The organism is Novosphingobium sp. CCH12-A3 (genome assembly GCF_001556015.1).
Classification (GTDB): Bacteria; Pseudomonadota; Alphaproteobacteria; order Sphingomonadales; family Sphingomonadaceae; genus Novosphingobium; species Novosphingobium subterraneum.
In genome coordinates this window covers 1-11,984 of record NZ_LSIA01000209.1, presented here as the reverse complement: position 1 = coordinate 11,984, position 11,984 = coordinate 1, and the positions used below count along the sequence as shown (strand labels likewise).

The 11,984-nt window shown below is 64.4% G+C and carries 13 protein-coding genes; 5 read left to right on the top strand and 8 right to left on the bottom strand.

The window, feature by feature from the left end; genetic code table 11:
* Positions 1-56: 56 nt before the first annotated feature.
* From AX703_RS28685 to AX703_RS16115, 3 genes are read right to left on the bottom strand one after another with little or no spacing between them, the layout of a single operon-like run.
* Positions 57-1,160 carry a bifunctional diguanylate cyclase/phosphodiesterase gene (locus tag AX703_RS28685; RefSeq protein ID WP_255355071.1) on the bottom strand — a complete coding sequence of 368 codons (1,104 nt, stop codon included), beginning with the start codon at positions 1,158-1,160 and terminating at the stop codon, positions 57-59.
* Positions 1,102-2,385, bottom strand: a complete 1,284-nt coding sequence (locus AX703_RS16120; RefSeq protein WP_197423741.1) for a diguanylate cyclase domain-containing protein — start codon at positions 2,383-2,385, stop codon at positions 1,102-1,104. The genes AX703_RS28685 and AX703_RS16120 overlap by 59 nt, the downstream gene beginning before the upstream one ends.
* Positions 2,382-3,038 carry a hypothetical protein gene (locus AX703_RS16115; protein ID WP_062345483.1) on the bottom strand — a complete coding sequence of 219 codons (657 nt, stop codon included), beginning with the start codon at positions 3,036-3,038 and terminating at the stop codon, positions 2,382-2,384. Before AX703_RS16115 ends, AX703_RS16120 begins: the two co-directional genes overlap by 4 nt.
* Positions 3,039-3,161: 123 nt before the next feature.
* On the opposite strand from AX703_RS16115, the gene AX703_RS16110 reads away from it, so the two are divergent.
* Together AX703_RS16110 and AX703_RS16105 are read left to right on the top strand one after the other, a co-directional pair.
* The gene (locus AX703_RS16110) at positions 3,162-4,034 is read left to right on the top strand and encodes a DUF3034 family protein (protein ID WP_230487707.1); all 873 of its coding nucleotides are present in this window, start codon (positions 3,162-3,164) and stop codon (positions 4,032-4,034) included.
* 11 nt (positions 4,035-4,045) lie between these two features.
* Positions 4,046-4,612 carry a group 1 truncated hemoglobin gene (locus AX703_RS16105; RefSeq protein WP_082734644.1) on the top strand — a complete coding sequence of 189 codons (567 nt, stop codon included), beginning with the start codon at positions 4,046-4,048 and terminating at the stop codon, positions 4,610-4,612.
* Between the two features lie 46 nt (positions 4,613-4,658).
* Here the strand turns inward: AX703_RS16105 and dut are convergent, their stop codons facing one another.
* Together dut and AX703_RS16095 are read right to left on the bottom strand one after the other, a co-directional pair.
* Complete coding sequence (gene dut / locus AX703_RS16100) at positions 4,659-5,126, bottom strand: dUTP diphosphatase (protein ID WP_062345481.1); 468 nt, start codon at positions 5,124-5,126, stop codon at positions 4,659-4,661.
* On the bottom strand, positions 5,113-6,372 hold the full coding sequence (locus AX703_RS16095) for a phosphopantothenate--cysteine ligase family flavoprotein (protein ID WP_062345479.1): 1,260 nt from the start codon (positions 6,370-6,372) through the stop codon (positions 5,113-5,115). Before AX703_RS16095 ends, dut begins: the two co-directional genes overlap by 14 nt.
* Positions 6,373-6,472: 100 nt before the next feature.
* On the opposite strand from AX703_RS16095, the gene AX703_RS16090 reads away from it, so the two are divergent.
* Entirely contained in the window at positions 6,473-6,871 is a 399-nt protein-coding gene (locus AX703_RS16090) for a hypothetical protein (protein ID WP_062345491.1), read from the top strand.
* On the top strand, positions 6,868-7,446 hold the full coding sequence (locus AX703_RS16085) for a hypothetical protein (protein ID WP_156452094.1): 579 nt from the start codon (positions 6,868-6,870) through the stop codon (positions 7,444-7,446). The genes AX703_RS16090 and AX703_RS16085 overlap by 4 nt, the downstream gene beginning before the upstream one ends.
* Before the next feature lie 2 nt (positions 7,447-7,448).
* On the opposite strand, the gene AX703_RS16080 is transcribed toward AX703_RS16085, so the two are convergent.
* Genes AX703_RS16080 through AX703_RS16070 form a run of 3 tightly spaced genes read right to left on the bottom strand, consistent with a single transcriptional unit; the run spans position 7,449 to position 10,885 of the window.
* Positions 7,449-8,558: an acyltransferase gene (locus AX703_RS16080; protein ID WP_062345475.1), complete on the bottom strand. Its 1,110-nt coding sequence runs from the start codon at positions 8,556-8,558 to the stop codon at positions 7,449-7,451.
* Positions 8,559-8,571: 13 nt separating this feature from the next.
* Positions 8,572-10,131 (bottom strand): 2-polyprenylphenol 6-hydroxylase, encoded by a 1,560-nt coding sequence (gene ubiB / locus AX703_RS16075; RefSeq protein WP_062345473.1) that lies wholly within the window; start codon positions 10,129-10,131, stop codon positions 8,572-8,574.
* 4 nt (positions 10,132-10,135) lie between these two features.
* Positions 10,136-10,885: a class I SAM-dependent methyltransferase gene (locus AX703_RS16070; protein ID WP_062345471.1), complete on the bottom strand. Its 750-nt coding sequence runs from the start codon at positions 10,883-10,885 to the stop codon at positions 10,136-10,138.
* A gap of 60 nt (positions 10,886-10,945) precedes the next feature.
* On the opposite strand from AX703_RS16070, the gene mutM reads away from it, so the two are divergent.
* Positions 10,946-11,758 (top strand): bifunctional DNA-formamidopyrimidine glycosylase/DNA-(apurinic or apyrimidinic site) lyase, encoded by an 813-nt coding sequence (mutM, locus tag AX703_RS16065; protein WP_062345469.1) that lies wholly within the window; start codon positions 10,946-10,948, stop codon positions 11,756-11,758.
* Positions 11,759-11,984 lie beyond the last annotated feature (226 nt).

Sequence of the window (11,984 nt, the reverse complement as noted above, 5' to 3'; positions counted from 1 at the left end):
CATCCTTCACACCGCGTCACTCAACCGAACAGGTGCGCGGAATTTCGCGCTTACATTCAACCGAGGGCAACCGTTGTCTGAACGCTTGAGAGCATGCGCTGAACGTGGTTCCCCGGCATCGGTCTGCCAATGAGGTAGCCTTGGATCATGTTGCAACCCTCACTGCGCAAGATCTCCATCAAGGCTTGGGTCTCCACCCCTTCCGCGAGCGTCTCCATCCCGAGCGCGTCTGCCAGCGTGGTGATCGCACGGACGATTGCCTGGGCGCTGCCGCCGTCCTCGAGAGCACGCACGAAGCTTTGGTCGATCTTGATCTTGTTGAAGGGGAATGAGCGCAGGTAGCTGAGCGATGAGTATCCGGTGCCGAAGTCGTCGAGCGCGACGCGCACGCCCAATGCCTGCAGCGAGTGGAGGATGTTCAGCGTCTTGTCGACATTGCCGATGAACACGCTTTCGGTGATTTCAAGTTCGAGGCGGCCTGCCGGAAGCCTGCTTTGTGCCAATGCCTGTGCGATGCACGCGACGAGGCCGTCGGTCATGAGCTGACGGGGCGAGATGTTGACTGCAACGCTGATGTCTTCAGGCCATTGCGCCGCCTGACGGCAGGCCTCGCGCAGGGCCCACTCGCCGAGTTGCATGATCAGGCCGGATTCCTCGGCAATAGGGATGAACGTTGCCGGGCTTATCATCCCGTGTTCCTCGTGCGGCCAGCGCATGAGAGCCTCGAAGCCCTTGATGCGGTTCTCCGACATGGAAAACAGGGGCTGGAAGTAAAGCTCGAAATCACCATCCCGGATCGCGCGGCGCATATCGATTTCCAGATGACGACGACGACTTGCCTCGGCGTCGAGTTCGGGCTCGAAGAAGTTATAGCCGCCCTTGCCATTGTTCTTGGCGCGATCGAGCGCGAGATCGGAGCTTTTGAGGAGGGCGTCCGAGCAGTCCGCATCCTGCGGGCCGATGGCGATGCCGATACTGGCGGAAACAACGATGCTGCGTCCGTCGATGGTCAATTCACGGTTGAGCGCGGCTTCAAGTCTGCGGGCCAGGGCAGTGCAGTCGGTTGCCGGCTCGAGTCCATCGAGCAGGAGGCCGAAATCGTCACCGCCGAACCGCGCCACCATGGCGTTCGGGTAGCAGTCCTGAAGCGTTTGCGCCACGGTGCGCAGCAACTCGTCTCCAAACGGGTGAACCCAATGCGTCGTTTATGGCCTTGAAGTCGTCAACATCGATGAAGGCTACGAACGTGCGCTGGCTTTCGCTTTGTCGGGCTAGGGCTCGCTCCAGCTTTTCGATGAAGAAACGGCGATTGGGCAGGCCGGTCAGTGCATCGTGGAGCGATGCGTGCATGATCTGCTGTTCGCGCTCTTCGACCGCATCGACCATCGCGTTGAAGCTGGAGGCGAGAGAGCGCACCTCGATTGCGCCTTCGACCTTGACCTTTGCTACGGCACCGCCGGCATAGGCGCGCGCTGCTTCCGCGAGCAATTGCAGTGGCCGGGCAATCCCGCGCGAGAGGCGGATCGCGGCCCATGCACCAGCCAACAGTCCGAACAACCCGATCAGCATGAGCACCAGGCGAAGACTGAAGTAACGCGCTAACACCGAGTTGAGCGAATGCGCCATCACCAGGCGAGGCTCGTTGCCGTCTTCCAGGCTCGCAATTGCTGAAACACGAACCGGTGTTGGGCCGTCGTGGCCCTCCATCTCGGCGATCTCGCCAAGCTCGAGCGAAGCAAGGTGGCTGTCGAGTTGTGCCCGCTCGATCACGCGCGCCTCCAAGGGGGCGGCTGACAGGCTTGCAAGCTGTGTCATGTCAGCCGGACCGAGCGTGTTCAGCAGGATCAGCCAGCCGGCAAGATCAGGCATCTCGATCGGCACTGCAGCGCCAAGCGCCTGCGCCTGGCCGAGCCGGATGACGCCGCGATCGGCACCGTTCTCCAGCCGTGACAGCATGGCCGTGCCCCTGATCGTCGTCGCCGTGCTCGAAGAGATCACGCTGCCATCGAGCTGGACGATCGCCACTTCGCTCACCTTGGCGCGGTCGCGCAGGCTTTGCAGGGCCGAGACGAGCGTTGGCGCATCGCCGGTGGCCAAGGCTTCACGGAAACCAAAATCGCGGGCTACCACTTCGCCCGCGTCCGCCATCTGCCTTTGCCTACTGGCAATGATCTGGTCGAACACGCGGGAGTTGGCGGCAAGCTCGCGCTCTGCTGTTTCATAGGCGAAGGTGTTGATGCCCGAACCGGCCGCAAGCAGCGTTGCGGCTACGATCACTGTCAGCAACACGACGTACAATAATGCAATCCGGCTGCCGAGTGAGCGAACGCGCACGTCTATCGCATTGCGCAGGCGGTCAAGCGCCTGCACTACCGACCGTTTCATTTGCCGCTGCCTGGCCGCAGCGCCACCATGATCCGACTGCGGTTGCTGGGTTCCAGCACCAATTTGCCGCGCCATTCGCCACCTGCGCCGCGGATGCGGGGATGCCAGACGACGACGTCATAGGTCCCGCGACCCAAGCCCTCGATGTCAGCCAGCCCGTTCAGGTCGCTGCGCGCTGCAAAGGGCGTGTCTGTCACGCGGATATAGCCTTGCATCCTGTCGTGGATGTTGCAGCCCAGCGCGATCGTGCCGGCCACCTTGAATTGCTGGGTCCGCGTCTGATCCTGCCCATAGAGGTCTATCTTGAAGGGGCCGGGCTTGGAAAAGCTGTAGATCGAATGGCGTACGTTATCGAGGTTTGGGAAGGCCACTACCGCGCCCAGGGGCACGATCAGCGTACCAGGCACGAACGCCTGGTTCTTTTGCGCCATCGCATTGCGCCATGCGAAAGTCGGACGACGGGTGTTGCCAGCCGGTGGCCGGATTTCGATCACGGCATCGCGTAATGGGACGCCCGCCTGGTCCACCACCAGCATAGGTAGCGTGCTCGCCGGCGTGGCCGAGATCAGCAGGGGTAGCGTCAGCGCCACGCAGATCGGGCCCGAACGGAGCGATCCGCATCGCGAGACTCGCAAGGAGAGCAGATTTCTCATGCAGCCAGGCTAAGCGGCAATACCTTCGAAATTCAGAATCCTGCCTGGAGGGCACTTTAGGATTTCCCAACAGGTCTTGATTAACCCTCTCGCCTACTCTCTCTCGACAAGGGTGGCAAAAGCGTGATCAAGATTGCCAAGTTGGGCGCGGCCCTGGCAGGCCTTATGCTTGCTTCGCCCGCGCAGGCTGACCCGCTGCTGGATGGCGGAAAGCTGGTGCTGACCAATGGCATATCCTCGATCGAGGGAGCCAGCGGCGGTGGTCTTGCCAGCTGGGCCACGATTGCCGGCATGGAAACGGACCGCGGCCTTGGGCTTTCGGCCCATGTCACCGGCATCGAGCTGGCCGACTATGGCTGGCAGAGCCACGGAATTGCCGTGGGCATCAAGGACCGGGTCGAGCTGTCCTATGCCCGCCAGAACTTCGATACGCGAAAGGTTGGCGAAGCACTTGGTCTCGGCAAGGGTTTCCGCTTCAATCAGGACGTGTTCGGCGCGAAGGTGCGGCTGATTGGCGATGTGGTCTATGGTTCGCCCTTGCTTCCGCAGATCAGCCTGGGGCTGCAGCACAAGCGCAGTCTTGATGGCGCCATCGTCAGGGCGGTGGGGGCAGCGTCGTCGTCCGGCACCGATTTCACGGCCAGCGCCACCAAGCTGTTCCTGTCGAAAAGCATTCTGGTCAACGCCACCGCGAGGTTGACCAATGCCAACCAGTTCGGCCTGCTCGGGTTCGGTGGCCCCAATCAGCCTGCCCGCACGCTGCAGTTCGAAGGCTCGCTCGCCTGGATGCTTACACCGCGCCTTGTCGTCGGTGGGGAATACCGGACGCGGCCCAGCAATCTTGCCATCGCGCGCGAGGACGACGCCCACGACCTGTTCGTGGCCTGGGCCGTCACCCGCAACGCCACGTTGACCGCAGCCTATGCCGATGTCGGCTCGGTGGCCACTTTCGATGGCCAGCGCGGCGGGCTCGTCTCGCTCCAGCTCGCATTCTGAGGAGGCCGTTGATGCCGTTTGCGCTCGCATTTGCCCTGCTCGCCGCCCAGCCTGTCACCCCCGATCCGCAGGAGGTCCCTGCTGCGCAGGGCGATTTCTCCGGCGTCGATTGGGAAAAGGAATTCGGGGTCGAGAAGAAGGTGGCCGATCCCGTAACCGGCGAATTCCCGGTCGAGCCCTACAAGCAAAGCCCCACAAATGCAGGGGCCGACCCATTCACCGGCGAGAGCATGGCCCGGGCCTTCGGCGGTCAGGACGGCATCCACAGGATCGTGGACAGGCTGGTCGTCCTCAGCGAGAGCGACCCGCGCATTTCTGCAATCTTTAAGAGCCGCGATCTGGTTCGCTTGCGCCGCACCCTGTTCGAACAGTTCTGCTTCATATTGAACGCCGGCTGCATCTATAGCGGGCGCGAGATGCAGGCGGCGCACAAGGATCTCGGCATCACCCGCGCTGATCTCAATGCCCTGGTGGAAAACCTCCAGCAGGCCATGCGCGAGGGGCAAGTGCCCTTCGCCGCGCAAAACCGCTTCCTGGCAAAGCTGGCCCCGATGGACCGGCAGGTTGTCGAACGGTGAAGGCGCGACGCGCCCTGAGGCGCAGGCGCGATTTCTGGCGACGGCCTCAGCCTTGCAGCGAAGCCAACCCGCCGGTGGACCCGAAACCGCCCTCGCCGCGCGTGGTATGGTCGAGCGTATCCGCCTCAACCCAGATCCCGCGCGTGACGGGTGCGACGACGAGTTGTGCGACGCGGTCGCCTCGCCGGATCGAGAAGCTGTCGCTGCCGTGGTTGATGAGGATCACCTTCAACTCGCCACGGTAGTCTGAATCTATCGTGCCGGGGGTGTTGGGCACGGTGACGCCATGCTTGAGCGCGAGGCCGGAGCGGGGACGGACCTGGATTTCGTAGCCCGCCGGAATTGCGACCGAGAGGCCGGTGGCGACGGCGTGACGCGCGCCGGGGGCAAGGTCGACGTCCTCTGCCGAGACCACATCCATGCCTGCCGCGCCATCTGTGGCATAGGCCGGCAGCGGCAGATCCAACCCGTGGGGCAGGCGCTTTACGAGCACGGGGATTTCAGGCGAGTGCATCGGCAATTCTTTCGATCAGGAGCGCCGCGGCGGCGTCCTTGGGGAGTTCGGGCAGGCTTTCGACGCCGCTCGCGCTGACGATGTGCAAGGCGTTGATCTCGCCGCCCATCTGGTGAGTGGCGACATCGTTGGCGACGATCCAGTCCGCACCCTTGCGGGCAAGCTTGGCCTTGGCGTGGTCGAGCACGTCGTTGGTTTCGGCGGCGAAGCCGACAACCAGCGGCGGGCGACGTTCGGACTTGCAAAGCGTGGCGAGGATGTCGGGGTTCTCGACCAGCTGCAGCGGCGGAACCTGGCCCGAACCATCCTTCTTGATCTTTTGCGCGGCCTCGCCGGCGCTGCGCCAGTCGGCCACGGCGGCGACCATGATCGCGACGTCTGCAGGCAGGGCGGCGTCGACGGCAGCGGCCATCTCGCGCGCGGTTTCGACGTCGATGCGGATGACGCCAGGCGGGGTCGGCAGGTTGACCGGGCCGGAGACGAGCGTGACTTTCGCGCCCGCCTTCGCGGCGGCGGCGGCGATGGCATAGCCCTGCTTGCCGCTCGAACGGTTGGCGATGTAGCGCACCGGGTCGATCGGTTCGTGGGTCGGGCCTGCGGTGATCAGGATGTGCCTGCCGGTGAGGCATCCTTCGACGGGCTCAGGATGAGCGGGGGTATGGAAGGCGGCGTCCCCTGTCTCCGCTCGTGCTGAGCTTGTCGAAGCACGCTCCAGCGCGCGCTCGATCTCGAGCAGGATCGCGGGTGGTTCGGGGAGGCGGCCGGGGCCGAATTCGCCACAGGCCATCGCGCCTTCGTCGGGTTCCATCACGCTCACGCCATCGCCGCGCAGGGTGGCGACGTTGCGCTGCGTGGCGGGGTGCTGCCACATGCGCACGTTCATGGCGGGCACGGCCAGCACCGGCTTGTCCGTCGCAAGCAGGAGCGTGGTGGCAAGATCATTGGCGATGCCGCCCGCCATGCGTGCCATTAGGTCTGCCGTTGCGGGGCAGACGACGACGAGATCAGCCTGACGCGAAAGCTGGATATGGCCCATCTCGACCTCGTTCTTGAGATCCCACAGCGTGGTGTGGACGGGGTTCTCCGAAAGCGCCGCAAGCGTCATCGCGGTAACGAAATGCGATCCGCCCTCGGTCAGCACGCACGTGACGTCGGCGCCTTCCTTGCGCAGCAGGCGGACGAGCTCGCACGACTTGTAGGCGGCGATACCGCCGCCAATGATGAGCAGGATGCGTGTATCCTTCATGGATGGGGCTTGTGCAATGGGCAAGCCTCGCGCGCAATCCTTTTGCGCAGGGAGCGCCGTTCAGGCACAGTCTGCCACAAACCATGACGGGGACCGGATGATGAGACTGATACTGACGGCACTGGTGTTTCTGGCGGGACTGTTCGACCTGTTCCTGGCGATCGGCTTCCTGACCGGGCCGGAGCAGGCAGCGATGGGCTTCGGAATCGCAGCCACCGGGGTCGGCGGCGTTTCGACGATCCGGGCAGACTTCACCTCGTTCTTCGGCGTCGCGGCGTTCTGCATGATGTGGGGTGCGTGGCGCAGGAATGCGGACCTGATGCTGGTCCCGGCGCTGCTGTTCGGCACCTCGTTCGTGGGCCGCGCGATCGATCTCGTGGTGACGGGCGCCTATCCGGGATGGCAGGTGCCGATGGCGGTGGAGGCGGCGCACGTCGTGCTGATGGTCGCGGCGTGGCGGATGCTGCCGCATCATCGGCTGGAGGAGATTGCGGGGTGATGATGGTTGCTGGCGATATGCCCCCTGCTGCGGAAGAACAGGTTTTACGCGAGGGTCTTGTTGCGTGTGGCCTGAACGCTGCGGGGATCTCGATGGCCTATGACGATCTTGTGCAGGGTTACGTCATCACCATTGAAAAGGCGGCAGGTGCGAAAACCGAGCATCTGGAATGCATCGAGACTGTTGCCAGTCGTGCGGACGTCGCCTTTGAGGAGGAGGCGCTGGGTAGTGCATTCATCGAGCGGAAGTATGCGCGAGCCAAGGCACTCTGGCTTGCGGAGACAAAGGAAACCCTGCGCAAGCGCGGATTGCTTGAGGGTATGCCGAAGCGGGCCGATTTCTCGTCTGTCGAGGAATTCGCAGCAGCATTGGAACGGCACTGCGGATTTGCTGCAGGCTCGGTCTTGAGAGTGCGGAACGGTGAAGTCGTCTTCTGGCCGGAGAACGTGCGCGAGGGCAAGAAGGAGTACGAGCGATTGGCGGCCTTGATGGCAGCGGTGACTTACGCAACGGCAGACTCGGGCGATTTCAAGATGGGCTTTGTCGGGAACGAATACGTGGCTGACAGGCCCTGACTTCAGCTGGCTGCGGAGTCCCGCGCCTTCCATCGGCCCCACAGCGCGAAGACGGCGCGTTGGGCGGGGCGTTCGAACTTCGCGTGGCTGATGAATCCCGCGGCGATGGCGAGCGTGACGAAGAGGATCAGGAACCACGGCTGGCGTGCGATGTAGCGCGAAAGGCCCGTGGCATCGATGATCAGCACGAGCGTCAGCTGGATCGGGATGTGCCAGAGGTAGATGCCGTAGGAGGCATCCCCGAGCTTCTGGCCGAACTGCAGGCGGCCCTTCTCATCGTTGAGGTCGATCGCGAGGGTGAGGAACAGGACTGCGAAGGTGCCGGCGATGGTGGCGGCGTCACCGCTGCGGTAGTTGGCCTTGAGCAGGAACGCGCTGGCCAGGAGCGCCATGCCCAATGGCAGGAGCGTGGCCGGACGCAGCCAGCCCTTGAGCGTGGCGCCATAGGCAGCGCAACCGAGCATGAAGTAACCGACGCAGGACAGCACGTCCTTGTTCGGCAGGCCCTTGAGCATGCCGTAGAGCAGCAGCGCGCCCAGTGGCAGGGCCAGCGCCAGCGGCGCGCGGCGCAGCGCCGGGATGGCGAGGAAGAAGACGAGGTAGGCGAGGATCTCGGTCGACAGGGACCACGAGGGGCCGTTAAACGACTGGTTATCCTGCCAGCCCCAATACTGCATCAGCGGGATCGACAGCAGGAAGTGCTTGAGGTCGTTGGTGTGATAGATGAACTCGGTGCCGGTGCGGGCGACATAGATGCCTTGCAGGATCGCCATCAGGCCAAGCGTCAGCAGGTGCAGCGGCCAGAGGCGCGCAATGCGGGCGAGCCAGAACCGCGCCCTGTAATTGGCATCGGCGAGATAGACATGCGCAAAGACGAAGCCCGAGACCGCCCAGAAATACTGCACGGCGGTGTGGCCATGGTTGTACAACCACGAGAGCGTTTCGTACCACGGCTGGATCGCGCGATTGACGTGCACATGATAGGGCACCGGCGGCACGAACACGTGCTGGTAATGCCAGAACAACACCATGATCGCCGCGAGCAGGCGCGACAGATCGAGCGCGTGGAAGTGGCGCTTGGGCAGGCGCAGGTGCGATAGGTTATGGCTCAAGGGAGCGGTCTTCTCAGCCCCACCAGCCAAGGGCGTGGGTGCCGATGACCAGCGCGCCGCCCGCCAGGAAGGTGAGGATCTGGCCGAGCACACCGGGCCCGCGCTTGCGGCGCTTGCGCTGCCACATCAGTTCGACCTTTGGCAGCGGCGGCGCCTCGGGTGCGCCGCCCTTGGGCGGGAAGCGGTCTTCGATGCGGCGGATGAGGTCGGGGATGCGCAGCAGAGTCTGCGTATCCTCGCGCACGCGGTCGGCTATCGCGGCTTCGGGGCCGAGCTCGTCGCGCACCCAGGCGCGCACGAACGGCGCCGAGGTTTCCCACATGTTGATCTCGGGATTGAGCTGGGTGGCGATGCCTTCGACCATGACCATGGTCTTCTGCAGCAGCAGCAGGTGCGGCTGGGTCTGCATGTCGAAATCACGGGTGATGGCGAAGAGGCCATCGAGCATCTGGCCGACCGAGAGTTCGCTGACCGGCTTGCCGCGCATCGGTTCACCCACGGCGCGCAGGGCCGTGGCGAATTCGTCGACCGAGTGATAGCTCGGCACGTATTGCGCCTCGAAGTGGATTTCGGCGACGCGGCGGTAGTTGCCGGTGGTCAGGCCATAGAGGATTTCGGCGAGCCACTGGCGGGCACGGCGGTCGATCCGGCCCATGATGCCGAAATCGATGGCGACGATGGTGCCATCGGGTTCGACGAACAGGTTGCCCTGATGCATGTCGGCGTGGAAGTACCCGCCGTTGATCGCCTGGGTGAGGAAGGCGAGGACGAGGCGCTGGGCCAGCGCCTTGCGATCGTGGCCTGCCGCATCGAGTGCGGCGGTGTCGCTGATCTTGACGCCGTCGATCCAGTCGAGCGTCATGACCCTGCCGTTGGTGCGATCCCAGTCGATGTCGGGCACGCGATACCCGGCGTGCGCGCGCATCGTGTCGGCCAGTTCCGAGGCGGAGGCGGCTTCGCGACGCAGATCAAGCTCGCGCACCGTCCAGCGCTTGAAATTGGCGATGACCATGCGCGGGCGCAGGCGCGATGCTTCGCCGCCCAAGCCTTCGAGATGGGCGGCGGCCCATTCGTAGGTGTCGATATCGCGCGCGAACTTCTCACGCACGCCGGGGCGCAGGATCTTGACCGCGACCTTGCGGCCCTCGGTCGTCACAGCGCGGTGGACCTGGGCCACCGAGGCCGCGCCCACCGGCACCGGATCGAACGAGGAGAACAGGCTCTCGAGCGGCTTTTCGAACGAGCGCTCGATTTCGGCGCGGATCAGCGCGAAATCGACCGGGGGGAGCTGGTCCTGCAGGGCGAGCAGGTTGTGCGCCGCTTCCTCGCCCACGAGATCGGGGCGGGTGGCGAGCGTTTGGCCGAGCTTGATCGCAGCCGGGCCGATCGCGCGGAAGGCACCGGCGTAGTCGGGCGTCTTGGGCTGGATCGTGCCGAAACGCGCAACCTTGCACAGGGTGCGGACGGGCGAGGGCGTGTTCGGATCACTCTCGATCCCGCGCAGCGCGCCGTGCCGGGCAAGCGTGCGGCCCCAGCCGAGCAGGCGGCGGATATGCGTGGCGGGAAGGGTCAAGCGATCAGACCTTCCAGCCCGAATGGATCGCGACGAGGCCACCGAGGATGGGTTCCACCCTGGTCCGCTTGAAGCCGGCGGCCTGGATCATCTTCTCGAATTCCGGCATCGGCGGGAAGCGGCGGATCGATTCGATCAGGTAGCGATACGAATCCTCGTCGCCCGCGATCATCTGCCCGAGCTTGGGCACCAGCTTGTGCGAATAGGCGTCGTAGATTTCCGAGAAGCCGGGCCATTCTGTCGTCGAGAACTCGAGGCAGAAGAAGCGGCCGCCGAACTTCAGCACGCGGTGGGCTTCGGCAAGGGCGCGGTCGATGTGCGTCACGTTGCGGATGCCGAAGGCGATGGTGTAGGCGTCGAACACGCGATCCGGGAAGGTGAGTTCCTCGGCGTTCTGGCGCGACCATTCCAGGCCTTCCAGCCCGCGCTTGGCGGCGCGTTCGATGCCGACATCGAGCATGTCCTGGTTGATGTCGGACACGGTGATGTTTGCGCCGTGCTTGGCCATGCGGAAGGCAATGTCACCGGTGCCGCCAGCCATGTCGAGAATTGCCTCGCCCGGCTGGGGGCGTACCCGCTTGACGAACTTGTCCTTCCACAGGCGGTGCATGCCGACCGACATGGCATCGTTCATCACGTCATACTTGCGCGCGACGTTCGAGAAGATCGCGCCGACGCGGCCTTCCTTCTCTTCTGCCGGGATGTCTTCGTAGCCGAACGAAGCTGTCTCTTGGGCTGTTTCAGATGCGGTCATGCCTTGGCCCTTTAGTGGGGAATTGCCCGGACGGCAAAGACTGTTAGGGGTGGAGGGGATATGCCAGAGCTACCCGAAGTAGAGACGACCGTTCGCGGCCTTGCAACCGTGCTGGAGGGACAGGTCATCCGCAGGGTGCGGGTTAACCGGGCCGACCTGCGGCGGCCCTTTCCGGTCGATCTGGCGCAGGCGCTGACCGGTGCGCGGGTGACCGGGCTTTCGCGGCGCGCGAAGTATGGCCTGATCCATACCGATTGCGAACGGACGATGGTGTTCCACCTCGGCATGTCGGGGCGCTGGCGAATCGATCCCGACGACATCGGCAAGCACGATCATCTGGTGCTGGAGACGGGCGAGGGACGGGTGCTGTCGCTCAACGATGCGCGGCGCTTCGGCTCGGTCGATCTGGTTGACAGCGACAGGCTGGAAAGCTGGCCGCCATTTGCCGCTCTGGGGCCGGAGCCGCTGGGACCGGACCTGACGCCGAAGCTGCTGGCGGCAGCGTTCAAGGGCCGGATCGCGGCGGTGAAGCTGCTGCTGCTCGACCAGCGCATCGTTGCGGGCCTGGGCAATATCTACGTGTGCGAGGCGCTCTATCGCGCGCGGGTGCATCCGGCGCGCGAGGGCGGAAAGGTCAAGCCGGGCGAGCTGAAGCTGCTGGTGCCGGCGATCAAGGCGGTGCTCGAGGAATCGATCCTCGCGGGCGGATCGACCTTGCGCGACTATGCCCGGCCCGATGGCGAACTGGGCTATTTCGCCAAGGATTTTGCCGTCTATGGCCGCGAGGGTGAGCCTTGCGCCTGCGGCGGCACGGTGGAGCGGATCGTGCAGGGCGGGCGGTCGAGCTTCTTCTGCGCGAAGTGCCAGAAGTAGCAGCGATGGCGCGCGGGGTTTGCCCACCCCGCTGCGCCCCCGCGAAGGCGGGGGCCTCCGTCGGTTTACTGTGAGGTTCTGTAAGAACACCGAGGTCCCCGCCTTCGCGGGGACGCAATGCTTCTTGGTGCGAGAGGTCATCCGCTGGCGAGTGCGGACGGTAACGCCGGTGGGAAATCACAGATCGCGCGACCGGTGCGGTGCCGTTGTGGCACGCAAGGGATGG